The 26,016-nt window shown below is 43.6% G+C and carries 21 protein-coding genes; 2 read left to right on the forward strand and 19 right to left on the reverse strand.

Annotated features, from left to right (window positions below; all coding sequences use genetic code 11):
- Positions 1 to 28: 28 nt before the first annotated feature.
- Together QOL41_RS02415 and QOL41_RS02420 are read left to right on the forward strand one after the other, a co-directional pair.
- Positions 29 to 1,255, forward strand: a complete 1,227-nt coding sequence (locus QOL41_RS02415; RefSeq protein ID WP_283428509.1) for a CotH kinase family protein — start codon at positions 29 to 31, stop codon at positions 1,253 to 1,255.
- A gap of 63 nt (positions 1,256 to 1,318) precedes the next feature.
- Positions 1,319 to 2,602 carry a CotH kinase family protein gene (locus tag QOL41_RS02420; RefSeq protein WP_283428510.1) on the forward strand — a complete coding sequence of 428 codons (1,284 nt, stop codon included), beginning with the start codon at positions 1,319 to 1,321 and terminating at the stop codon, positions 2,600 to 2,602.
- Here QOL41_RS02420 and glf read toward each other — a convergent pair.
- The 19 genes from glf to QOL41_RS02515 all read right to left on the reverse strand — a co-directional run bounded on the left by glf (position 2,599) and on the right by QOL41_RS02515 (position 25,945).
- On the reverse strand, positions 2,599 to 3,729 hold the full coding sequence (glf, locus tag QOL41_RS02425) for a UDP-galactopyranose mutase (RefSeq protein ID WP_283428511.1): 1,131 nt from the start codon (positions 3,727 to 3,729) through the stop codon (positions 2,599 to 2,601). The two genes, QOL41_RS02420 and glf, sit on opposite strands and share 4 nt — an antisense overlap.
- A 24-nt stretch (positions 3,730 to 3,753) precedes the next feature.
- On the reverse strand, positions 3,754 to 5,343 hold the full coding sequence (locus QOL41_RS02430) for a BCCT family transporter (RefSeq protein WP_283428512.1): 1,590 nt from the start codon (positions 5,341 to 5,343) through the stop codon (positions 3,754 to 3,756).
- Positions 5,344 to 5,351: 8 nt separating this feature from the next.
- A complete protein-coding gene (locus QOL41_RS02435; RefSeq protein WP_283428513.1) occupies positions 5,352 to 6,638 on the reverse strand; it encodes an ATP-grasp domain-containing protein in 1,287 nt (428 codons plus the stop codon).
- 6 nt (positions 6,639 to 6,644) lie between these two features.
- Entirely contained in the window at positions 6,645 to 7,853 is a 1,209-nt protein-coding gene (locus QOL41_RS02440) for an ATP-grasp domain-containing protein (RefSeq protein ID WP_283428514.1), read from the reverse strand.
- Positions 7,854 to 7,859: 6 nt separating this feature from the next.
- Positions 7,860 to 8,972, reverse strand: a complete 1,113-nt coding sequence (locus QOL41_RS02445) for a DegT/DnrJ/EryC1/StrS family aminotransferase (protein ID WP_283428515.1) — start codon at positions 8,970 to 8,972, stop codon at positions 7,860 to 7,862.
- Between the two features lie 106 nt (positions 8,973 to 9,078).
- Positions 9,079 to 10,533, reverse strand: coding sequence for a lipopolysaccharide biosynthesis protein (locus QOL41_RS02450; RefSeq protein WP_283428516.1), 1,455 nt, complete (start codon positions 10,531 to 10,533; stop codon positions 9,079 to 9,081).
- 17 nt (positions 10,534 to 10,550) lie between these two features.
- Complete coding sequence (locus QOL41_RS02455; protein WP_283428517.1) at positions 10,551 to 11,603, reverse strand: glycosyltransferase family 4 protein; 1,053 nt, start codon at positions 11,601 to 11,603, stop codon at positions 10,551 to 10,553.
- Position 11,604: 1 nt separating this feature from the next.
- A complete protein-coding gene (locus tag QOL41_RS02460) occupies positions 11,605 to 12,633 on the reverse strand; it encodes a glycosyltransferase (protein ID WP_283428518.1) in 1,029 nt (342 codons plus the stop codon).
- Between the two features lie 8 nt (positions 12,634 to 12,641).
- On the reverse strand, positions 12,642 to 13,796 hold the full coding sequence (locus QOL41_RS02465; RefSeq protein ID WP_283428519.1) for an EpsG family protein: 1,155 nt from the start codon (positions 13,794 to 13,796) through the stop codon (positions 12,642 to 12,644).
- Complete coding sequence (locus tag QOL41_RS02470) at positions 13,793 to 14,686, reverse strand: glycosyltransferase family 2 protein (RefSeq protein ID WP_283428520.1); 894 nt, start codon at positions 14,684 to 14,686, stop codon at positions 13,793 to 13,795. Before QOL41_RS02470 ends, QOL41_RS02465 begins: the two co-directional genes overlap by 4 nt.
- A 6-nt stretch (positions 14,687 to 14,692) precedes the next feature.
- Positions 14,693 to 15,673: an acyltransferase family protein gene (locus QOL41_RS02475; protein ID WP_283428521.1), complete on the reverse strand. Its 981-nt coding sequence runs from the start codon at positions 15,671 to 15,673 to the stop codon at positions 14,693 to 14,695.
- A gap of 9 nt (positions 15,674 to 15,682) precedes the next feature.
- A complete protein-coding gene (locus tag QOL41_RS02480; protein WP_283428522.1) occupies positions 15,683 to 16,828 on the reverse strand; it encodes a TDP-N-acetylfucosamine:lipid II N-acetylfucosaminyltransferase family protein in 1,146 nt (381 codons plus the stop codon).
- Positions 16,829 to 16,849: 21 nt separating this feature from the next.
- A complete protein-coding gene (locus QOL41_RS02485) occupies positions 16,850 to 17,983 on the reverse strand; it encodes a glycosyltransferase family 4 protein (protein ID WP_283428523.1) in 1,134 nt (377 codons plus the stop codon).
- Complete coding sequence (locus tag QOL41_RS02490; RefSeq protein ID WP_283428524.1) at positions 17,984 to 18,949, reverse strand: NAD-dependent epimerase/dehydratase family protein; 966 nt, start codon at positions 18,947 to 18,949, stop codon at positions 17,984 to 17,986.
- 196 nt (positions 18,950 to 19,145) lie between these two features.
- Entirely contained in the window at positions 19,146 to 20,618 is a 1,473-nt protein-coding gene (locus tag QOL41_RS02495; protein ID WP_283428525.1) for a hypothetical protein, read from the reverse strand.
- 179 nt (positions 20,619 to 20,797) lie between these two features.
- A complete protein-coding gene (gene gltA, locus QOL41_RS02500) occupies positions 20,798 to 22,297 on the reverse strand; it encodes an NADPH-dependent glutamate synthase (RefSeq protein ID WP_283428526.1) in 1,500 nt (499 codons plus the stop codon).
- Entirely contained in the window at positions 22,297 to 23,184 is an 888-nt protein-coding gene (locus QOL41_RS02505; RefSeq protein ID WP_173823452.1) for a sulfide/dihydroorotate dehydrogenase-like FAD/NAD-binding protein, read from the reverse strand. The genes gltA and QOL41_RS02505 overlap by 1 nt, the downstream gene beginning before the upstream one ends.
- Before the next feature lie 100 nt (positions 23,185 to 23,284).
- Positions 23,285 to 24,757 carry a hypothetical protein gene (locus QOL41_RS02510; protein WP_283428527.1) on the reverse strand — a complete coding sequence of 491 codons (1,473 nt, stop codon included), beginning with the start codon at positions 24,755 to 24,757 and terminating at the stop codon, positions 23,285 to 23,287.
- Positions 24,758 to 24,829: 72 nt separating this feature from the next.
- Positions 24,830 to 25,945, reverse strand: coding sequence for a Rossmann-fold NAD(P)-binding domain-containing protein (locus QOL41_RS02515; protein ID WP_283428528.1), 1,116 nt, complete (start codon positions 25,943 to 25,945; stop codon positions 24,830 to 24,832).
- Between the last annotated feature and the right edge of the window lie 71 nt (positions 25,946 to 26,016).

A 26,016-nucleotide genomic window follows, 5' to 3' on the forward strand; every position in this document is an offset into this window, starting at 1 on the left:
CCGGAATAGTTTTATTTATTTTAAAGGCATGAATTTCCCGATTTACGCTCTTGCTATTGCCGCATTATTTTTTTGCGCATGCAGCAACAGCGAAGGGGAAATTTCCGCGGTTTCGGCACAACCTTCAACAAAAAAATATCTCCCCCTAAACGATACGGAATACCCCTACGCAGGCATCCCGAGAATCGTAATTGAAACCGAAAACAGAAGCCCCGTCAAAGACCGCAAAAACGAAATTCCCGCCAAGCTGCAAATATGGGGCGAACACGCCCCCGAAAGCGAAGTGCTGGACATGACAATCAGGGGAAGGGGAAATTCCACCTGGGACATGCCCAAGAAAGGCTACAAAATCGAATTCATCGACAAGCAACCCATGTTAGGAATGCCTGCCGAGCGGGATTGGGCGCTGATTGCCAACCATTCCGACAAGACCTTGATGAAAAACTACCTGGCCTACCAACTTTCTGCAGGGCTAGGCGCCTACTACTCGCCACGCTGTGAATTTGTCGAACTGTACCTGAACAGAGAATACCTGGGTGTATACCAACTCACCGAAACTATCAAAATCGGAAAGAACAGAATCAAGGTTCCTTCACCAAGCACAACCTTTCTTGTCGAAATCGATGCGAAATACCGAAAAGACGAACACGTATATTTCACCAACCTGGGAAAAGCGCTCAACATTCATTACCCCAAAGAGCTGAACACGCTGTCTCAAGACACACTGATTTCGTTTGTCAATAACTTTGAATCCTACGTCCAGTTCATGCAACAATACAAGACGCTGTCTTTAGACCGATGGATCGATGTCCACGAATACATTTTGCACTACTGGGTTCAGGAATTTGCCAAGAACCTAGACGCCAACTTTTACACAAGCGTCTATTTTACATGGTCCATTGACGGACGCATTTTCATGGGCCCCGTATGGGACTTTGACCTGGCATTCGGAGGCCACAACGAAACTAAAGACCGCAAACCATCGGGGTACGGAATTCGGGATCGCTATTGGAACAAATACCTGTTTGAAGACGCTGACTTTTTGCAAAAAGCCCAAGAATTTTGGAAAGAACACAGGCCAGTCTTTCTGTCTGTCCTAGACACAATCGAACACTACCGCGCCGTATTAGAAAAGCCCGCCAAAAACAACTTTAAACGCTGGAACATGCCCTACTCTGATTACGACGAAGCCGTGAAAGAACTAAAAATCTGGACAACAAAACGCTTTCTTTGGATTGACCGGACCATTGACTAAAAATCAAAAACAGTAAGAAAAAAGACATTAAAAGCCTTTTACAAAAAATCTATATTTGTAAACGTGCGTTATCATTTTGCAAAACAACTCCCCCTGTTCCTGAGCCTCGTTATTGGAAGCCTGTTTTTGGGATGCAGCAATAGCGAAGGGGTGGATCAAGAAATCATTGCTAATTGGAACATTGCAGAAGACGACGCCACCCCACTCTCCGCAAAATTAGACTATCTGCCTTTAGACGATTCAGAATACCCTTACGCAGGAATCCCTCGTATTGTGATTGAAACGGAGAACCATCGCGAAATCAAGGACCGCGAAACAGAGATTCCCGCAAGATTGCAGATATGGGGAGAACATGCACCTGAAAGCGAAGTGATGGAACTGACAATTAGAGGGAGAGGAAATACATCATGGGGATATCCCAAAAAGCCCTATGCAATAAAATTCGAAAAAAAACAGGCTTTCCTTGGCATGCCTAAATCAAAAAAATGGGTAATGTTAGCAAATTATAGGGATCGTACTTTAATCCGGAACGCAGTTGCTTTTGAAATAGCTCGTCAAACGAGCCAAGAATGGGTACCCCAAGGGAGATTTGCAGAAATATTCTTGAACAAGAAATTTATAGGAAACTATTATATATGCGAAAAAATTGAAATAAAAAAAGAAAAACTTGATTTGGACTCAAATAGCTTTTTGCTGGAATTCGACACATATTTTGATGAAACAAACAAATTCCGATCAGCATATAGAAATTTTCCAATAAATATCAAACAACCTAAGGATTTGTCTGACGAAAAATTTAACCACATACGTAATTATATTGACTCTATAGAATGTTCACTATACGGAGAATGTTCAAACAATGATTATAAGTTTCTTTTAGATTTGAAAAGTTTAGCTTCATTTTGGATTGTTCAAGAAGTTACACAAAATCCAGAAGTTAAAATGCCCAAGAGTGTTTACGCCTACAAAGATACTATCTTAAAATTTGGTCCTGTCTGGGATTTTGACTGGCAAACCTTCACCACTCGCCCCAAAGGCCTTATCGCAAAAAATGCACTTTGGCTCCAAAAAATTCGTGAAAAAAGAGAATTCCAAGAAATTATTCAAAGTGAATGGGCTCAATCAGAAAAAAAGCTCCAATCATTAACCACATTCATTGATTCTCTCGCAAATTATACACAATTATCCAACGAGCGGAATTTCAATCTCTGGGGATTAAAGCTTACAAATGGCCTCGCCGGTGACGAAGAAGAAGACTTTTCCTCCGCCATACAAATGATGAAACAGTCTCTCTTAAACAGACTAGAAGAACTACATATGTTTTGGGCCAGCGACCCTAATTTCTAGACATTACTCAAGCAAAGAACCTGTTCAATAATTGGAGCCATATCATAGTACTTGTACTGCGCCAGGCGACCGCCAAACACAACATCCTTTTCCGCAGAAGCCAGTTTACGATATTCATCGGCCAAGGCATTGTTACGACTGTCATTTACTGGATAATAAGGTTCCATACCATCTTTATATTCTGTTGAATATTCTTCCGAGACAACCGTTTTCGGGCAGTCGTAAACAGTCTGTCCGAACATTTCAAAATGTTTATGTTCAATAATGCGGGTAAAAGGTTGGTCATGCGACGTATAGTTTACGACTGCGTTTCCCTGGTAATCCGGGGTATTTTCGATGCGAGTCTTAAAACTTACCGTGCGCCAGTCAAGCTTTCCGAGCTTGTAATCGAAATATTCGTCAATGGCACCGGTATAAACAAGTTTATCAGCAATATTACGCCAGTTGTCCTTGTACTCTGCGAAAAAATCAACCCCCGTACGGGTTTCAACACCTTCTAGCAAACCATCAATAAGTTTGTTGTATCCACCGATAGGAATCCCTTGATAACGGTCATTAAAGTAATTGTTATCAAAGACTAGGCGCACTGGGAGGCGCTTAATAATAAAAGCTGGTAAATCCTTACAGTTTCGGCCCCATTGTTTTTCAGTGTATTCCTTGATAAGTTTTTCAAAGATGTCTTTACCGACAAGCGTCAACGCCTGTTCCTCGAGATTCGCAGGCTCGCGACCATTCAGCGCAGCAACAGCAGCAGCTTTCTGTTCGTCAATTTTCGCCTGAGCTTCGGCCGGAGTAGTCACGCCCCACATCTGGTAGAACGTATTCATATTGAACGGTAGGTTATAAAGTTTGCCCTTATAATTCGCAATGGGACTATTCGTGTATCGGTTGAATTCCACAATAGAGTTCACAAAGTTCCACACCTGTTTATTGTTGGTATGGAAAATATGGGCGCCATACTTGTGAACGTTTATGCCTTCTACATTTTCGCAATATACATTCCCACCCAATTGGGGACGCTTGTCAATGACCAAGCATTTCTTGTCTGCCTTGGTTGCACGATAGGCAAAAGTCGCCCCGAACAAGCCGGAACCTACGATAAGATAGTCATATTTTTCATTCTTCATTATCAACAAAATCCTTGTTGCTCTTTATGTCTTTTCCTCAACATTCCTTATCTTTTCTATCTCATCATTCTCTTCGGGAACAAACGGAACCTTGGATTTTCTTCTGTAGTCCATTTTCAGCATCTTATAAACCGCATACATGATAAAGAATACGATGACAGCGAGCGGTAAGCCAGCGATATAGCACACCGAGCGCACCGCTTTCGCGCCACCCAGTTGAACCACGATGAATGCGATAATTGCAGCCACTGCAGCCCATACCACACGGAGCCAGCGAGGAGCCAAATTGTCGGAACCCGTCTGCACGGCAGTCATTTCAGCGGCAGCAAATGCGCTAGAGTCCATCGTAGTAGCAAGGAAGATGAATGCAATCGCAAGTAGCACAACCATAAAAATCGTCGACATCGGCAACGTGTTAATCAAGGCAATGATAGCACCAGCTTCGTCACCATTGGCAAGGAATCCGGCCACGTCAACAGAACCACTCATCTGGGCCTTGACCGCGAAGTTACCGAAAGTACCCATAGCCACCCAGCAACCGAGAGTGCAAAGGATCAACTGACCAAATGCAATCTGTCTGAGCGTTCTACCCTTCGAAATCTTGGCGTTAAACACACCCATCAAAGGCATATACACAAAATAGCAAGCCCAATAGCTGAAAGTCCAGCCCTTCACGAAGCCGCCATTGCCATAGGGGTCCGTAAACGTACTCAGGCGAATAATGTCCTGAACAAACAAACCCGCGGTATTGATTTCGGAACTAAAAACCTGAATCAAGCCCACAAAGAGTCCTATAATGCCCATAAAGATAAATGCAGCCGAGACATTAAAGTTACTCAACTTCTTAATACCCTTATTGAGGCCCAGGTACACGCTGGTTCCAAATATAGCCACCCAGATGAAAAGAATGACAATATGGATTGTTGCCTTGTAAGCGTCTGGGACACCAAAAATGTTTTGAACAAGAGCGGTCAACAAAGGCATGCCCGTACCGATAGAAATCACGGGCGCAAACACGGCACTACAAATGGCAATCACATCTACGACAACGCCAAGCAACTTGCCCCACCTGTTTTGCGGAGTTACACTGCTGATGCCAGCGCTCACAGTAGCTTCATGACCTTTACGATTATACAGAACATAACCAATGGCAATAGAAATAGGGACATAAATCGCCCACGCATTGGAGCCCCAATGGAAGTGCGCATACAACTGGCCCAACTCATAAGACCTTGCAATGTTTTCTCCAGTCACAATTGCATTCTGCGAAGCACAGTAAATCGGTTCAAGGAATCCGTAAACGACAAGCCAGCCACCGCAACTTGTCGTGAACATCATTCCCGCCCACGACAGCGAGCTAAAAACAGGCTTACAATCCGGCCCACCCAGGCGCACATCCTTATAGCGGCCAAACATAAGCCACACAGAGAACAACAAACAGCAAATATCTGCAAATATGAAAAGCCAGCCGAAAGAGCTAATGCAGTTTTCATAGATGGCACCCATCGATGTCTGCAAGAGTTCCAAGTTGGTTGCGACAGCGATGATAACCGCGAGTAGTATGATCATGGACGGGAAGAATAGCTTCTTCTCCACTTTGAGTTTTGGTTCCATATTTTCCCCTATTTTATTTCGAAGCCAAATTCTTTTAGACCAAGTTCGTACTGTTCTTTGAGAGAATCATAATCCGTATAATGAATAATCAAGTCTTCTCCCTTTGCGTTCAGCACCCTGAGATTGTCATTGATTATGCGAATATATTCTAGAAGTTCCTTTTCGGAGTGTGCTGGGAATCGGATAACGCCCAAGGTTCCGAGATATCGAGTCTTGAAATTCTTTCGATGACGGATGTCGATTACCACATTTGGGATTTTCTCTATGACGTCAAGCCCCTCGATCCTTTCGACAGTGTCGACGGTATGAGCAAAAAGAAGATAAGAGACCCCGCTGCCATAATGGGCCGTTGTCAACGGGGGTGGGAGCTGATCATGTGTGTGCTTGACGCCCTTGGCGATATCCAGCATCCATTTGATTCCATTAAAACCTGAAATTTGACCATATGGAACGGCCGTCATTTCCCCACAGAATCTAAAACCGGGTTCAATCAGGTAGAAGTGCCCATCCTGATCAAGCATGCATTCGACCCATGCGATTCCTTCATTGAATTCCGCCATCTCGAAAATCTTAATGACGTAGTCATTCAATTCTTCGAGATATTGCTTTAGGTGGCAACTTGTCGTGTTGATTATGGAGTAGAGATTGGCCTTTTCGCCGGGTTGGTGATGCTCTGCGCTGAGGTGGTTGAGTACAGCCTTGCCGTCTGCAATGACGTAGTTTGCGACAAATTCGGGGCCATACAAACGCCGCTCAACTATAATTCGCGGATTATCTGATATTTCGCGAGCAAGCTTATAGGCAGCCCTGAGTTCGTCCTTATTGTCGCAGTAACTCATGCCCCTATTGGCAGAACGATCGACAGGTTTTACCACGACAGGGAAAGTTATTTTGTCAAGTTCTTCATCGGTCAGGTTTTCAGAAACGATGTAGTCAGTAGCGATGGGCGCTCCAATCTTTTTGCAAATTTCTTTGAACTTTCCCTTATTCCTTGCGACACCCCATGCAACATCGCTAGAACAATAACATGGTAGTCCAAGGCGTTTGGCAAGTTGCCTTCCGTTTGTCACATTCAAGTCACTTGCTGCGAAAGTGACAGCTTCGATACCATTCTTTCTGCAAAGGTCTTCAAGAGCATCGATATCAAGAGTGCTTACGACCCATGATTCGTCGGCCACCGATTTGGTCAACGTTTCTTCATAGTAATCGGCGACGACAACGTAGTCCCCACACTTGCGGGCCTCATTGACCATATCGACGGTTCCGTAATCACTGCCTACGACCAAAATTTTCATTGTGGGTTACCTTATGTTTATTGTTATGAATTTTGACATGCTTGACATTGCAGTTTCTAATGCCTTACGACTTTCAAATCGCAGGAATAACGTCCCAAGCGAATTGTTTGCTCCCGTAAAAGGGACAACCTTGTCGCCAGGCTTTACGATCAGGCCTACATTGCGAACATATTTTTGCTGAAAGTCTGGAGCAATGTCTATTGAAACGAATGTACCAGTCTTATTGGTGTGCAGGATGTAGTTGCACCAGACGCCGTCGTATCGCGGCGCGGTGATGTTGTCCATCGGCATGCCGAGCGCTTTCCGGATCTCGTTTGCGATCAGGCTCTGACCGGTCGCCATGTCCTGCAGTTCGGCGATGCGGTTCCCTCCGCCGCGGGGGGAGACTTCCATGATGTACGCCTTGCCGTCGGAGCACACGCGGCTCTCCACATTGTAGATGCCCGACTTCACGCCGAGAAGCGTGAACAGGCGCTGCAGTTGTGCTGTCAAGTCGTCTTGGAACTTCTGCTCCATGGAGGCGGGCCAAATTTCGATTGCGGGCGTGTATGGGTTCGCGGCGTTCTTGTCGAACAACTGATCGGAATACGCCGGGTAGACGAGCTTGCCGTCTACCGTGAAGATGTCTGCGCTGGACTGAGCACCGACTTTGTCGAGAAAGTCCTCGATTATGAAATGTTTTGAAAGCGACGACGAGAGAGCGGTCTCAATGGCGTTACGTAAATTTTCCTTGTTTTCAACCTTCGTGACCCCCTTGCTGCCTGCTGAATCGACAGGCTTCACGATGACGGGCCAGTTAAAATAGTCTACGTCGTTCAGGGCGTCCTCGACGTTCGTATAGCCCTTCGCCTTCGGGCAGTTGAACCCGTGTTCGGCGAGGAACTTGCGAAAAAGAGACTTGTCCTGCAGAATGCAGGTCGCCTCGTAGCTGCACTGGAACGGCAGTCCCATCTTCTCTGCTACGTATGCGGCTGAAACGACTCCGGGATCAACGGCATGCGAGAGGATACCATCGATTTTCAATTCTTTGGCTGCTTTCAGGACTGCGTCCTTGTCCACGATGCTTACGTTGCAGTATTCGTCGGAATACTTGTGCGCAATGTTGTTGGGCAGGTAATCGGCTGTAATCACATGGACGCCCAGCCTGTGGGCTTCCTCGATCACGGGCAGCAGGTACCTAAGCCCGCCCAGGAGCATCAGCTTCTTCTGCGACATCGCGGGCTACCTTTTGTTCCTGACGACGTCGATGACACGATCCGAGCTCTCTCCGTCGAGGCCCGCGAACATGGGCAGGCAGAGTACCTGGTCGGCGAGCTTGTGCGCGACGGGCAAGTTCTTCGGGTTGGCGGATTCGAGGCCCTTGTAGGCGCCGAACGTGCTAATGAGCGGGTAGAAGTAGCGGCGACCGAAGATGTCGTGTTCCTGCAGCTTGGCGTAAAGGTCATCGCGGCTGATGCCGTATTCCTCGCTGATGAAGATCGGGAAGTAGGCGTAGTTGTGGCGCACGCCCTCGATGTCCTGCAGGCAGCGTACGCCGGGGACGTCTTTGAGGGCTTCGCGATACTTCTCGGCGGTCGCCTTGCGCTTCGCGATGGCGTCGTCCACCTGCTTCAGGTTCAACAGGCCGTAGGCGGAACGGATCTCGTCCATCTTGCTGTTGATGCCGGGGGCAACCACGGTGGTTTCGCCCGCAAAGCCGAAGTTCTTGAGGTAGTCGATACGCTTCTTGGTCGCTGCGTCATGGCAGACGAGTGCGCCACCTTCGATGGTGTTGTACACCTTGGTGGCGTGGAAACTGAGCGTGCTCATGTCGCCCGCGTTCAGGACCGATTCTCCATCCTTCCTGACACCGAAGGCGTGGGCCGCGTCGTAGATAACCTTGAGGCCATAGATATCGGCGATTTCCTGGATACGTTTCATGTTACAGGGCGTACCGTAGACATGTACCGGCATAATTGCCATCGTGTGCGGAGTGATGGCGGCCTCAATCTTTTCGGGGTCAATATTGCCTGTTTCCTCGTCGACGTCCACGAAGACGGGCTTCAGGCCGTTCCACCAGATGGAATGGGTCGTCGCGACAAAGCTGTATGGAGTCGTGATGACTTCACCAGCAATCTTCATTGCCTGCAGGGCCGTAATCAGAGGAAGCGTCCCGTTGGTGAACAGGCTGATGTATTCAACCCCTAAGTATTCTGCCAGAGCCTTTTCGAGTTCCTTGTGGTAGTAGCCATTGTTCGTCAGCCATTTTCTATCCCAAATATCCTGGAGCATAGGAATAAAATCTTCCAGTTTCGGAAGAAGGGGAGAAGTAACAAAAACTGTTTTTTTTGACATACGTACCTTTTATAATTATGTCCATAAATATAGTATAGATTACTTTTTTTATTTCAACCTTCTTTTTCGCACAATCCATTAAAAAGCCATTTATTATCATGCAAATCTATTTTTTCTTTTTCAAATATTCCTTTATTGAATTCAAAATATATTCAAGACTTTCAAATCGGAACACCCAGGCACAAAGGATATACATAAATCCGCCAGCAAAAGCTAGCAGAGGCAATTGAACAATCAAAGAACATTCTATCATTTTCGACAAAAGATATACCCCAAAACCAATCGCTACAGCCAATACAAAAGAAGGCAGAAAATCTTTCATCTGCTCAACAAAGCCGTAATTCAATATTTTTTTATTAGGATAAGCATTTACAAACGAGCCTAACGGGGCTGTGACGGCCGCGCTCATAGCTATTCCGATTGGAGAGTGAAAGAACCAAATAAAAAGAACTAAAACTGCAAAACCATAACATTTTTTTATTATTTCCAATTTCAAAAAAACATCACTACGGCCAACAGCATTTATAGCAGACAAATTAGTGGTATGAATCGGCCAAAAAGCATAACTAAAGCAACATATTCTAATAAATGGAACAGCGGGCAACCATTTTTCACCCAAAACAAACAGCGTAACAGGTTCCGCAAGAGCAGCAAGTCCAGACATCATGGGAAGAAGTAAAAAAGCGCTCATCCTAATTGAACGACGCGCCAACAATTTCAAACGTTCACGATCATCCTGCACCATTGAAAGTGATGGCAAAAGAACTGCTTGAATTGAAGAATTTATGTTCGTAATAATAATCTTGGGAAACTGATCTCCACGATTATAAAAGCCTAATTCAGCAGGAGAAAACAATTTGCCAATGACCAAGTCTCGGACATTTCGATAAAACGTATCTAGCAAAGACGAGACAAGGAGTTTCCACCCAAAAGCAAATAAACCTTTAAAACGAGTATAAGAAAAAGCCAAAATAGGGCGCCATTTAACAGTAAACCACATAATAGCGCACACCAAAAAAGCATTCATCAATTGTTGACCAACTAAAGCCCAAACTTCAAATCCTGCATAGGCGAGAATAACACCAAAAAGACCCGAAGGAATTGTCGCACCAATACTCCTATAGAACAGCTTTTTGAACATCATATTGCGAGCAACGTAAGCTTCTTGAACAGAATTTAACGAACCAAAAAAAACTGTCACCCCCATCACGCGAATAACTTCAATTATTTTTATCTGTCCATTAAAAAAAGCCGCAAGCAATGGTGCGGAAAAAAATAAAAGTACATAAAACAATGCTGCTACAACAAGACTTGCGTAAAAGACTGTCGAAAAATCAAGATCGTCTGCATTTTTCTTTTGAACTAGAGCCGTATTTAAGCCACTTTGGACGAATACGTTTGCAATTGCGATAAACACCATCACAAGAGCAATCAATCCAAAGTCTGCAGGAGCAAGCAAACGAGCAAGTACAATTGCAACAACAAAAGATGCCGCTTGAGAGCCAATCCGCTCCATAAATTTCCAAATAAGAGACGAAACAACTACCGATTTTTGAGACATACAACTCTCGCCAACAGTCAAACACTCTTCACTATTTCTACCATTTTTTTCGCCTCTTTGCCCCAATCAAACTTCTTTAGTATTTTTTCGCTAGACGCAACATGTTGGCTTAATAATTTTTTCAAGTCAACGTCATAATCATATGGATCAATGTAATAAGCAGCATCTTCATACAATTCCGGCAAGCACGTTGCCCTCGAAACAACAACTTTAGCTCCACACGACATTGCTTCTAAAGGAGGGATCCCAAATCCTTCATATATCGCAGGATGAACAAAAGCCAAGCAATTAGACATTAAAGATTTGACTTGGGCATCACTAATATATCCCGTAAAATGGACGTTTTCACATTTTAAATCATTTTCTTTATAGCTGCTAAGATTAACAGATTTACCGCAAACAACAAACTGCAAATCACTATTTCGTTTTGCAACTTCTTTTATCCAAATAAAATTTTTCTGCGGCAACAAACTACTTAAAGCTAATATATATTCTTTCTTTTTCACATTAGCGGGTAAACAAGAAAAAATTTCATCATCAAGCCCCACTCGATTAAAATGTTGCCACGCATCATAAACAACGTCTATTCGACCACTAGAAACTTTTAGAATTTCAGAGAGTCGGGTTTTAGAATAATTGCTAACGGTTAAAATTTTCTTCGCCCATTTGGCAGAAGCCCAGGCAAGTAATTTATGCCATAATGTAGACAATTTTCCATACAAGGTCGTTGTCAACAAATTGCTAATTTCATAATAAGCGGCATCATGAATGCATACAATATCTGGGCTAAAGAAAGGGCATGTCGTAGTCAAATTAATGCTTAACAACTTATTCTTTTTTATATATCGATAAAAACTGATTTGCTCCCACAAATGACTTTTTACCCGGCCGTATTTTACAACTTCAATGTGTTTTAATTCAGGAATACACGAAGCATACTCTGGAACAACTAAAACGAACTCTTGTGCTTCAGGAAGTTTATCCAATTCTAATATTAATTCTTTCGCAAAACGTTCTTGTCCTGTCAACTTCCTTGCAGTAAATCGTCCATTTAAAGCGAAACGATGCATACTAAACCTCCAAGCAAGTATTCAATGCCTTTCGGAACATTTCCCCATGTCTAATCTGATTAGAGATCTTTTTCACATTACGCAAGATTATTTCATTTTCATCGGGGGAAATCCTTGACAATTTCTCCGGAATTTCCGCAAGAGATTTTACAAGCACTCCCAAATGATTTTTCGCAACAAATTCAGCCATAGCACTTTTTTCCCAGACAATCACTTTAAAACCACACGCTAAATACAGAGACAATTTATGCGGTGCAATCAACGTCAGGTATTCTCCAAAATTTCCAACACAATCAAAAGCGCTATCACCATCCCATAACAATCCCCATTCGCCTTCAATAGAAGACACATCACTGGGCAAGAACTTACCCCGATATCGAACACACTCGTCTAAATCTACTTTAGGACATGTTCCTCCATATAAATTTATAAGCATCTTACCGAAATCTATTTTTTTCAAATCCTTCAAAAACACACTTTTTTCAAGCGCTCCAGCAAATATAATCGTCCCTCTCTGCTCAATGGCCTTGTTAGAATCATCTAAAAGATAATCAAAAAGTTCTAGCACCACAATATGCGTACGAACGCCATCCAAGACAAGCCTTTTTTTCATATTTTGGGAATGAACGATAACATGTTTGTGCTGATTTAAAATATTTATTTCCAGTTGACGGAAATGTTCAAAATGAGGGAATCTATACGATTGCAAATCATGGACTATTGTAATCGCATTATACTTCGCTAAACTCCTATAGCAATATTTAAAAATTCCCAAATTAATTAAAGGATATTGAATAAAGACGTTACTTCCCTTTGGAATCTTACGCAGCGCAAGGAAGAACATAAATAAAAATTCTATAGATCCCAAAATCTTATTAAGAAAATGCCTTGTAATCAAGACATCTTTTACTTTAAAATGCCTTTGCAAAATATCCGACACGTCCTGCGTTGCTTTTGATGACGCAACATACTTTCCCGTTCCATTTAACATTTTGGGGTAAGCAAATCGAATATAATAAAGTTTTTTCATAAGTCACTCTATCTCATTTTCAAAAACTTAATCATTGAATTAGGCGTTATTTGATCATTCCAAACAAAATACATACACTGATCTATCTCAAACGGCCAACAAAAGCCCAATGCCTTCCGCGCAAAATAAATTCCACATATTACCAAGAATATAACATTTTTCACATTTTTCTTTTTTCGCAATTGTTCAAAAGTCAATGCACAAAAATATCCATAAAAAGGCTCAAAGAAATAACTAAACCGAATAAACAATTCCAGTCCACTTGACATAGACTTAACAAACAAGCCCACAACGAATAAATTGTAGAGAGGAGCAACGTCCATTTTTTTTCGAGCCTCTCCATCGCCACATTTTGCAAATATAAATAACGGAATTGTCATTACAATCGCAACAATAGGTAATCGCCTTTCTATGGAAGACGCTTGAGAAGCACCAGTTAGCCACCCCTTCGCATCTGCAGTATATCCAGAAAAACGCGCGGAAAGCAAAACCAAATAATCAAAAATTCCCGCGAGATTGCCCAAAATTTGCGGATCAAAAGCAATCATCAACAGCATATTTACAACAACAACAGCTTTAAACGACATTATTGGTTTACGAAGCTGTATTAAGAAATAAAGCAACAGCAAAAGAATCATTGCATAATGACAACCAACTGCGCAAACAAAAAAGATTAGCGCCATGAATTTTCTTCCATCAAGGACACATCTCACCGCAAAGAACAAAAAAGACAGGCCTGTATACCAACGGATCAAATTTTCCGCATTAACATAGGAAAAGAATATAAAAAAAGGTATCGCAATCGGAAGATATTTTTTATAAGGTCTAAACAGATAAAAAGTTGAAACTATAAAGAGGAATGATGAAAAAGATATAACAGACCAATACGGAAGACCCGATTTTGCAAAAATACTCCATATCAAAGTAAACAGAGGCTCAAAATCGTCCTGCATTCCATATTTAAAATCGTTGAATGTATAAAAGTATAAGTTCCAGTCAGTTTCACGCCCCCAACGTAAACCTTCTACAATGGTAAATATTATTATCGGGAAAAAGGCTAACTTCCAATAATGAGCATCCTTCATTTTTGATTGTAAATAACAAAACAAAAATAAAGACAATGCACACAAAAAATGCAGGGAAACATATACAGCAGCAATCATACACTAGCCCAAATTCGAACTAATTTATTTTTTATTTTAAACGGGAAAGAAATGCACAAATACAAAAGCATATTTTGCAAAGCAAGACGTTGCAAACCAGCATTTTTACATCTTGCAACAGCATCTCTCCAGACAATAGTTCTCGCCTCTAGACGACCAATAAAGCCCAACTTGCGATACAATACAGCGTGTTTACAATAAATATAATTGACAGATTCCATCCAAGAATAAAACTTATTCGTCAATCGATTTGCGTCATTTAAGTCCACACGGTAAATAGACAAAGCCTCATTTACAAAGAAAAAAGGTGTTTTTTGAGCCAAACGAATCAAAAGTTCGTATTCTTGCCAAAATTTTAATTTTTCATCAAAGCCATCGCACAGAACAAGCAGTTTTTTTTCAACAAGAATATTTGAAGTAACCGTACAGATTTCCTTCAAAATTTTTTTCGACATATCGCCTTGCAATTCAACATGAGGCAATTCATCGCTAAAAGAAACCCCTTTTTCCGTGATTCTTTCATAACGACGACCACAATAAACCAGTCCATTGTGCTTTTTCTGGATCAGACAAACTTGTTTTTCAATCTTTTCTGGCAACCAATAATCATCATCGTCCAAAAAAGCAATATATTCCCCTACCGCTTTTTTTACGCCTTGGTTTCTTGCATAATTTCCACCTCGGCTTTCATCAGCAGGAATTCGAACATACACAACATTACCTAAAGAGTTGCAATAATCCTCAGTTTCATCAGTTGATGCATCGTCAACCACAATGCATTCTATATTCTTGTATGTTTGCAATAACACGCTTTCAACAGCTCTTTTTAAAAGAGCACACCGATTCTTAGTCGTAATAATCGCGCTTACTTTAGGATTGTTGCCGAGCATGTTGTTCTATCTTTTTGACCTATTTCCAATAAACATAGCAGCATGCTTTTGGAGAAATATCGTTGGGTAATATAGCAAAAATAAAATCACAGCCGCTTTTACAAAAGCAAAGAGAACATTATTAAAGTCGTCAGCAAACGCCGACGAAAAACGACGAGCAACCGCATTTACATAAAAAAATACACTTCCATGCAGCCCCATGATGACGATTGACCCCGAAGAAAAGATATCAACAAATCTATTTGAAAATTTATCAACAAGCCTGCATAAAGAGCAAACCATCATTATACCCGCAAAACCTTCTACATAATACAACGCAGGAACTTCGCCAAACTGTAAAGAATGAATAGAAACAGGCCCCATTATTATGTTTAACGCAAAAACAACCATTAGAGAAACACAGCCCATAAAAAAATTAATTACGTTCTTTTTGCTAAACAGAACAAACCTTTTAAAGACATTCCCAACATAGAAAAAAGGATACGCCATAAAACAAGCCCCCAATCCCCAATACAACGGGGAAGGCAGGCAGTAAGCAACAACAACAGTCATTATAAGAATAACATACTGCAGCCACATTTTTCCTGACAAAGATACAAAGGCTATCAACCGAACAAAGAAAAGACTGAGCAAAAACCACGATGCCCCTGAATACGAATGTCCACCACCAAACAAAAAATCTTCAACGGCTTTTTTATGGAACTGAACATCTGATATCAAAAGAAAGTCCATTAAGCAACACAATACATTAAAAAAAATGTATGGGACAACCAATGATTTTACATTTTTTTTCAAAAAGCAAAAAAAAGAATCTCTTTTTTTAAATAAATATCCAGACAAAAAGAAGAACAATGGCATATGGAAAGCATAAACAAAATTTTTTACATCACATCCATAGCCCTCTGTTGGATAAAAGGCATGGCCAAATACAACTAAATATATTCCAATAGACTTAGCCCAATCAACCCAATTTTCTCTTATAGTCATACGCGATTCTTACGAACAGTCAAATGATGCAAAAAAATTTAACATTCCCTCGTCATACCTATCTAAATTGACCTCATCCACATATGCATCATAATTTTTCTTTTGATCATCGATTGACAAATGCGGCTTCCCAGTAAAATCACACAAATCATTTTCTATTGAAAAGAATTTATAGCCAAGTCCACTAAAAAAAGAATAATTTATTGAATCATTATAAAGATAAACATCAAAACCACTTTTCAAAGCATAACCAATATTACCTGCAGACTGCTGCCTCATATGTCCAAAAACAGCTGCACAACAGGTATTTACTAAATTAAAATATTGTTCTCTGCTCATAAAGTTTTCTAAAAATATGGTTTTCACATTTTTGAACTTTAAAACATATTGTTTCAAGGCCGCTTTATACCTTTCATTTCCACCATAGCTAATCGGAATCAACACTTCAACAATTCGACCAATTTTTTCTATTCTTTCAAGAATATCTATATGATTATTTGTAGGATCTAGACTATTACCAACTAAAATTCTTGGAACAGATAAAGATTCCGGCGTTTTTTTGGGAATAAAGCTTTCAGGCATACTCAACGGCATGTACTTAAGCGGAAAATACCTTTTCCCAGGCAAGTTCATCATACTAAACTCAACCGAGAAAACCGTTGAAACCGCAGAAACTTTTTCAAATAGCTTTCGGTACAGATAATTGTGTACAAAATAAACACCCATAAACAATTTTAAGTATTCCCAAACACTCTCAGAAAATTTTTTTTGAGAATCCAACACCCTCCTTGTAAGCGGTTTATATAAATCTAACGGCAACATCTTTTTTATTTTGCTATGTACGTCAGAATATATATCCCATCCCCAACAACAAATAAAAACAGTACGTTGTAATTTAAGCAGATATCGAATATCTATAAATATACTATGTAAAATTACAACACAATCCCTCGAGCTTTGATTTACCTTATCAATCAATTCTTTTTCCGATTGGAAAAAAAACACATTTGCATTACGAGTTTTGATGTATTTAATTTCTGGAGTTCTTTGAATGACAAAAAAAGTGGATTCTATCATCCTGTATCTAGCAAATTGAGCAATTACGCCATCAATAAATTTTTCATCACTACATATGTGGATCGTTTTTTTTATCATATTTCAGTTCTCTACAAGCAATCAATTCACAATAACATTAATCAATTCCGTAAATTTTCTAGTAGTCCCAGCCAAATCAAATTTATTACGAACAATATTTGCTGCAGTTTCAGAAAGATTTATGACAAAAGAAGCATCTTCATACATATGAACAACAGCTTTTTCAATCGCATCCACATCATCAATACCAACAACACATCCATTCACACCATCTTCAATCATGTCGTCAACAGCATCAATCTTGGTGCAAACAACAGGCTTTTTTGCAGCAAAATACTCCGGAACAACAAGTGGCAAACCTTCCCAACGAGAACAAAGGACGGCCACGTCGAATAGAGCCAAATATTCGATGGCATGTTTTGTCCAGCCCGTTATCAAGAACGAGTCATTCAAGCCCAAATCATCAATCATTTTTTTTATTTGATCTTGATCGGGACCATCACCGACAATTATAAAGAACGATTCGGGAATAGCATCTTTTATCTTTCGAGCAGCCTTTACAAAAACATCAGGAGCCTTTTGCTCTGATATTCGTCCCACCATGCCAACAACATAGGCTTTTTCAGGGATATTCAAAGAGTCCCGAGTCAATTTAGAAGCAGCAATTTTTTTCTCAATTTCTTCAATATCCACACCGTTCAAAATCACTTGCAATTTATTTGTTTTGCATATATGATTTTGCAACGCAGACTCTTTCTCGTAATTGGAGACACAAATAATTGTATCAGTAAAAAAAGCAAAGACTTTTTCTATCAAACGATAGAAAAGCTTTTTCTTATTGCTCATTCGCATATTGAACGCCCAGCTATGAGCATTATAAAGGACCTTGGTTCCGGAACCAATCGCAGCTAATCGTCCAACAGCACCAGCGATGCTGCTATTACAGTAAACAACATCCGGTTTATACTTCCTAATCAGTTTGCGAGTTTCCCATGCCGGTTTCAATATTTTCAAAACACTTATGGACCGTTCCATGCCAACTTTTTCTATGGCACTAAAATACGGAGCAAATCGTTCTTTCTCATAAGCATTTGAGCAAACAAGAATACAATCAAACTTCGACTTATCAAGATGTTTGACAAGTTCTTCAATATATACCGGAACACCACCAGGATACGCCTGGGCAACAAACATTATCTTGGTGCGTGTCGTCACCTACACCAACTCCTTTCCTTCGCAATCCTTATACCAATCCTTAAACGCCTCTTCAAGCGTGTAAGAAATCGGATAATTCCTTGCGAGTTTCTGGCCGTCAATATTCGTACTAACCATAAGTTTTTTCACACGAGCAGGGCAAATACCTAGTCCCAAGCCACCAAGTACACCACAAATGGTAGCAGCTGCCATCATGGGTTTCTTGGGTATATACGGAATATGACGGCTCATGCCAGTTGCTTTGAGCATGGTATTAGCAATTTGTTCAATGGTAAATGAGGGATAGTAGCAACAGTTATGCAACTGAATGCGATCTGCATTCCCATTTTCAGCCATAGCCAACATTGCACGAACAAGGTCCTTCACATAAATGCAAGCCTTGATTGTATCTTTGCGGCCGGCATAAGCAAACTTATGACTCCTTAAGCCTCTATAGAGACGGGTCATATTACCGTTTTCACCTGTACCGAACACAATTCCCGGACGGACGATAGAGAGTCTGCGGTCCTTACTTTCGGCAGCCCATTCACGGTGGATTTTTTCGGCCACCAATTTAGAGATGCCGTAAGGCGTGTTAGGGGTAGGCAGCGTTTCTTCGGTCTTTAACTCTTCAGCCGCTCCGTACGGAGCAATGCTGCTAGTAAAAACAATGTTTTCAATGTTGTGTTTGCGTGCGAATTCGCAAACATTTTCTGCACCACGAATGTTCGTTTCAAAGTACGCATGATCAGGATGACCTGGCGTGCGATGGATTGCCGCGAAATTAAATATTAAGGTACTTTTACCAAATTCACCCTGTAAACTGATCGGGTTGCGCACATCGACTCTTTGAGAAAGAGCGGATCCATCTGCCAAAAGGTCTGCAATAACAATTTTTGCATCTGGGTATCTTGAACGAAGCAAATTCGCCGTATGCGAACCAATAAAACCGCAACCACCAAATATGATAAAAGTATCGAACTGCATATTATACAATTCTCCTCTCGCAGGGAACTCCGCACCGAGGTCCGTTCAACAAAATAACACTGTCACACAAGATCATCGCAAGTTTATAATAACTAAAAGAACATTCTCCACATAATTTAATAAATACATAAAGAAAGAGACAAAAAACTTTCCTGTATAGAGCTATTTCCACTAAAGAGTATAGACGCCCTCTTTTTTACCACTTAAATCCAGCTCTAGAGTATATTTTCTTATCATCAACAAAGGTCCATTCTAACGCAAAATTGACAAATCGGCCCTCATAACCCAAAATTGGGGTTAGCGAATATTGCATTTTGGCTCCATGGAGAAAACGTTTTTTCACATTCGCATGATTCGAAGGATTCGGATCATTCAAGGAACTTCCTGCATCATTTCCTTTCCAGAACCACTTCTGATGAAGTCCCGCAACCCATCGACTGTCAACACGTGAATAAGCAAGCCATTCAATAGTCTGACTATTCGGTCCTCCCTGATTTCCCAAGGGTACCTCCAGGTGCGCCAACTGAGCCGTATTGCTATTAAAATGCGTATATACATAAGGTTCAACTCGAGCATATTCGACTAGGGTTCCTAATTCAAGCTTATGAGACTTCCACTCAAAATCATGACCTATCTGGGCGCCCACCATCCAAGCCCATTTGGATTGAACATCCTCATTTTTTATGAGTTCCGCCGGGCTCTGAAAATCATCCATAAAAAATTCTGTATAAATTCGAGCCATATTGAACAATCTGTAGTTCAAATCAAAAGACAGCGCCCCGTTATTGGAACTTTCAGTATAATTCCCTTTTTCCATGAATAGCGGAACAATCGGAACAAATAGCCACACATCGTTATCATCATAAACAACCTGAAGTTCACTCATTCCTATAATCAAATTACCGAAGTTCAGCTCATAACGATGTCCATAAAGATTGCGGGCTTCTTTATTTCCTTCATTAACATTCCCCTTATAAATACGCAAATCACCGTAAACGGAAACCACTGTGAGAGGCCCAACTTGTAAATCGACCGACATTGAATTGAATGGTAGCGAGAATTGGTTTAACGCCAAATTATTATAATAGCCTGGGCCCCAATGCATCACGTCACGTCCGACATCGAACCGGGCAAAGCCCATATTCAAAGCCAAATGTCCTCGATAGCGAGCATAGCTCACATATTCCAACCCATCATTACTGTCTTCTTCTTGCAAGTCAATATATTCCCCATCATACGATTTGGGATTTTGAGAAGAATGACTTTCAGAATAAATTCGTGCGTCTAAAACAAACTCCAAGGAATCAATATATCCTCTCAAAAAAAGGCCCCCATCGATTCCCGGCCAAATTGTATCGCCAAGGGCTTCCCCACCGCGATAATCGATTCCACCGACAAGACTTGCAGCAAGAAAAGTACGATCGGATTGATGCAGAAACAGGGCATCTTTTTCAGACGATTTCGCATTCTTACGCCAAGAAGAATCACGCTGCGGATAATGAAATTCCTGTCTTAACGAAGAAGTCGTTAACCGATGAAAGTCAAACAGCATTGGAGCCGTTTGAAGGAGTTTAAGATTGTACCGTTCTGGCGAAATAACTGGAGATGCAAAAGAAGACGCCGATATGCACAAAAAAAGGATTAATAAATATCTATAAATCATCGTCATCTCTATTTCTTACTCAATTTAACAAAATACGTAATTACTACAAAGGCAACACACTAAAAATACACCTTTTCAAGTAAATGTTTTGTTCACATTTCGTTCTGTACACAAAAAGTCCCAATTACGCATAAAAAACACCCCGGCTCGCGAGAGTCGGGGTTGTTTTCAGCCGAAGTAATTAACTACTTCTTCAAGAACTCGTTAATGCCTGCGGCAGCGCGACGACCTTCGCCCATAGCGAGGATCACGGTTGCAGCGCCGAGCACGATGTCACCACCAGCGTAGACCTTTTCCATGAAAGTCTTGTTGGCAGTTGCATCTTCGAGAAGGATGTGACCCTTCTTGTCGACAGAGAGTTCCGGCGTGGTGTTGCTGATAAGCGGGTTGGAACCGTTACCGATAGCAACGAGCACGGTGTCGCATTCGATTTCGAAGCTTGCACCTTCGACCTTGACCGGACGCGGACGGCCCTTTTCATCGGGTTCGCCGAGTTCGTACTTGTCGACGAGCATGCCGCGCACGTGGCCGGCTTCGTCGCCAAGGATCTTGGCCGGGTTCTGCAGAACGCAGAATTCGACACCCTCTTCCTGAGCATGGAGAACTTCTTCCTTACGGGCCGGGAGTTCGTTCATGCTGCGGCGGTAAATGATGCGGACCTTTTCGGCACCGAGACGGAGAGCCATACGGGCAGCGTCCATAGCGACGTTACCACCACCGAGAACGACCACGTTCTTACCGGGCCACATCGGAGTATCGGCATGTTCCTTGTCGTAGGCGCGCATGAGGTTAGCGCGGGTCAGGTATTCGTTAGCAGCGAACACACCGACCAGGTTTTCACCTTCGATGTTCATGAAGAGCGGGAGGCCTGCACCGGTACCGACGAACACGGCATCGAAGCCATCCTTTTCAATCAGGTCCTTGAGCTTGCGGGTACGACCGATGACAAAATTTGTCTCGAACTTCACGCCCATGGCAGCAAGGGATTCAATTTCGTTGTCCACGATCTTCTTCGGAAGACGGAATTCAGGAATACCGTAGCGGACCACACCACCGAGCTTGTGGAAAGCTTCGAAGATGGTCACGTCGTGGCCTTCGCGGCGCACGTCAGCAGCGACAACCAGGCCGGCAGGACCGGAACCGATCACAGCCACCTTCTTGCCGGTAGCGGGCTTCACGGCCGGCACAGAGGCGCCACCGTTGTTGCGTTCATAGTCAGCAGCAAAGCGTTCCAGACGGCCAATAGCCACAGCCTGGTTCACGTCCTTGTGCATCTTGCCCATGGTGCAGTTCATCTGGCACTGGCGTTCCTGCGGGCAAACGCGGCCGCAGATAGCCGGGAGCAAACTGGTTTCCTTAATCTTGGCGATAGCGGCCTTGAAGTCACCTTCGGCAATCTTGGCGATGAAGGCCGGGATGTCGATGTGCACCGGGCAGCTTTCGACGCAAGGCTGGTTCTTACAAGCGAGGCAGCGGTTAGCTTCCACGATAGCCTGAGCTTCGGTGTAACCCTGAGCCACTTCTTCCATCACGCGTGCACGATAAGACGGTTCAAGCTGCGGCATCGGCTGAGCCGGGATAGCAGTCTTGTCCTTCGGCTTGAGCGGCTGCGGAAGAGCCTTAATCTTTTCAAGTTCCACCTTAGCGGCGGCGTCCAACTGTTCACGAGTCAAATGTTCAGACATTACTTGCTCTCCTTGGCCTTTGCGTCAGCCATCTTGTCAATGTTGCACTTGTGGCCATCGTTTGCACCGAAGCGGTGCAGAGATTCCTGTTCCTGGGGCTTGAAAGCGCCCATACGCTGGAGCATGTTGTTCCAGTCGACTTCGTGACCGTCGAATTCCGGGCCATCGACGCAGACGAACTTCGTCTTGCCACCGATAGTCACGCGGCAGCCACCGCACATGCCGGTTCCGTCCACCATGATGCTGTTGAGGCTGACCACGGTCTTGACTTCGTAGGGCTTGGTAGTGAGGGCGCAGAACTTCATCATGATCGGAGGACCGATAGCGATGACCATGTCCGGCTTGCCCTTGGTGTCTTCGCAGAGTTCCTTAAGCGGTTCGGTAACGAGACCCTTGCGGCCATAAGAACCGTCGTCGGTCATGAAGATGATGTTGTCAGCGAGAGCGGTCATTTCTTCCTTCATGAGGAAGAGGCTTTCGTTACGGGCACCCATGATGATGGTGACCTTGTTGCCTGCGGCCTTGAGGGCCTGAACGATCGGGTGCATCGGGGCGATACCCACGCCACCGCACACGCAGACCACGTGGCCAAAGTTTTCGATGTGGGTCGGAGAACCGAGCGGGCCCACGAGCACCGGAATATCGTCACCGACTTCGAACTTGGAGAGTTCGGTGGTGGTCTTACCGACGGTCTGGAAAATCAAAGTGATAGAGCCTTCAGTCGTGTCAGCATCGGCGATGGTGAGAGGCACGCGTTCGCCGTTGTCCTTGTTCGTCTGGAGGATGATAAACTGGCCGGCCTTACGCTCTTGAGCGATCAGCGGGGCCTCGACGCGGAACATATAGACCGCGGAAGACATTTGTTTTTTAAAGAGAATTTTTGCCATAGTGGGTGGAAAAATAGAAAAAAGGCACCCCGAACGAGGTTACCTTTTTCATAAAAAGATACTCCATTTGGACCATTAAGGCCCGAAAAGGAGGTGCCGGCTAGAAGTAGATGAATCCGCCGAAGCTTACGAACACGCCTTCGCCGTTGAAGATGGACTTGGTGTCGGTGAAGAACTTGTCACCGAAGGCAAATTCGCAGGCAGCCCAATCCTTATACTGGTAGCGCAACCCAACGGTCGCCTGGACCTTGTCGGCCACACTTTCGAGCACCTTGTAGTCACCGGCATCCACGTTTTCACCCTTGGTGTAAGAGAAAGCTTCCCACTGGTAGGCGGCTTCACCAAAGAGCATGAATGATTCACCTAGAAGGACTTCGCCCACCACGTTCGGCGTAAGCGTAAGGCCCACGTGGGTCATGTTCTTTTTGGCCTCAGCACCACTTACAGTATCGCGAACCATATATTCGTCTTGAATAATCACAGGAACAGCGGTGTTCAAGCCGAGCATGAGTCTTGCATGTTCCGACTGGAGCGCTGGAGTACCATAATTGAAGAACGGGACAATACCAATATAGGAGTCCGGATTATCGTTCTTGAGAGTCTTGGCAACTTCCTGCTCATTTTCATGGCGAGTAAAGTTCACACCGGCAGACCAAAAATGCGTACGGGCCGACGGACCATCGGTAAGCACGAGCGTTGCCGTAATGTCACGGTAGTTTTCTTCGGTTTTGGGAGCCTTCGGTGCCTTCGGGTCCGTATCCGTTTCTTGAGAAATGGTCACGAGATCGCCGCCCAAGGTAAGCACGTAACCACCGAGCATCTTAGACAAAGTAACACCGAAGTCGTTTCCTTTGAACGAGACTTTCTGTTCTACGTTGTCATTTTCATAATAGCGCTTGCCGACACCCGCACGGATTTCGGCACCAAAGCTTCCGTTGGTGTAACCGATGAGTGCACGACCAATATCGCCCGAAATATCCATGGCACCAAAGAAGTTGCCAAGCGACACGACACCGCGTTCGCCAGCAGGTTCAATGTAGAAGAACTTCTGTCCGTAAAGCTTAGTCAGACGACGTTCCAACAGAATATCGACATTGTCAGCAGCAGCTTCGTTCAAGACTGTGTTGTAGGCACTTCCGTGAATGACCGTAAACGGCGTTTTGGGCGGACCCATACGCACACCTTCGGGAGCACCCTGCGGACCTTCAGGAGCGGCAGACACGGCCACCGGTTCCGGCGCCGGAGCTTCTGCAGGCTGAACATTTTCGGCCGTAGCAGGAGCGGGTTCTTGTGCGGGCTGAGGAACAGGTTCCGCGACAGGCTTGAAGTCTTCGGCCGGAACAGCAGCTTCAGCAACAGGTTGTGCCTGTTCTGCAGCCGGCGCAGTTTCTGCAACAGGCGTTTCAGCAACAGGAGCGGCGGCTTCAGCAGGAGCCGCTTCTGGCGCAGGAGCAGCCACTTCAGCAGGCTGAGCGGTTACAGCAGACGCTGCAGCCGCAGGTTCAGCAGCTTCTTGTGCCATCGCAAAAGCGACCGACACAAGGGTCATTGCAAAAGATTTCTTCAAATTCATACAACCTCTTTTGTTTACTTTCTTTTGCAATTTAATCTAAAAAATGTAAAAAAGCAATAACTTTCTACAAAATTATCGCATCATATCGCAGATTTCAGGGCCAATGGCCCCATTCTGGATAGTCGTTACCAACAAACGTTGTTCGATTTCGCTCGGAGGGTCCTGTACCCCCTTGAAAGGACTAGCGTTTTCGGCACATTCCTGCAACAGGCGTTCGCCCAAGGCAGCATGCAATGCAAGGCTTGTATCGATATACTTAAGGTGCGTAGGCTCGTCAAGTATAAAATTTAGTGGCGATTTTTCGTTCAGCACTCTTGTATTGGGGACAAATTCACCAAATTCGTCTTCGACCCCCATATTGGCCACAATCGCCTTAGTATTAGCCAAAATTGCAGAAACGGCAGATTGGGTCAGCGCATTCTTGAGGCCAGTTGCTGTCACAACAAAATCAGCCGTCGAAATTACCTGCGCCACCATTTCGTCGTCCTTGTAGTCTTCAATGCGGACTGCGTTATTCAAAAGGACGTTGCTGAAATTCGAGTTGGAATCTCCGTTTCGCGTATTCGTAATTGTGCAAACATTCATGCCGCGACGCACTCCGTGCAAGGCAATACCGCAACCAACTTTACCGCTACCAAAGACAACGAGCGACTTTCCCTCAAATTCGGTATGGCCCAAAGATTCCAAGGCGCGAAAGTATCCGTCACCCGTACCGAGCACGGTTTCGATTCTCTTGACGATTCCGCTATCTGCCACATACACCGGGTGTTCCGACTTTTCAAAGAACTGTACACCGCTGCGGGTGAGTTCTACAAAGCCCTTTTTCGGGTGGCAAAAGGAAAACTGCCCGGCACAATCTAGAATCAGGTCAAAGTCATCGGCGACTTTACCGCTCTTGATATCTTGATCGGTAATAACCGGAATGTCTTCATCCTTGAGCATTTCAACGATCTTCAGGTCACACGGCATAGCCGCTCCCGAATCACCAACAGCACGGCCTACAGACAGGATTGCCCCACCGGCTATCAGGGCGCGGTACTCCACCAGCGTATTCCTGAAAATCGGGGTTGCAACAAGGACTTTATAACCCCAAAACGGACGAGTTTGTGCCCACTCATCTGAAAGCTGAGCAAGGGCCGGATACTCTCTCGGTTCGTAAGATTCTTCGATGATTTCAGAAAAAATCATGACGCCGAATTTAGAATTTTTTTCGGCTAATGTGACCTAGTCACAGATAAACGGACTCTCAATATCTAAAA

The organism is Fibrobacter sp. UWB10, from assembly GCF_900182935.1.
Lineage (GTDB): Bacteria > Fibrobacterota > Fibrobacteria > Fibrobacterales > Fibrobacteraceae > Fibrobacter > Fibrobacter succinogenes_O.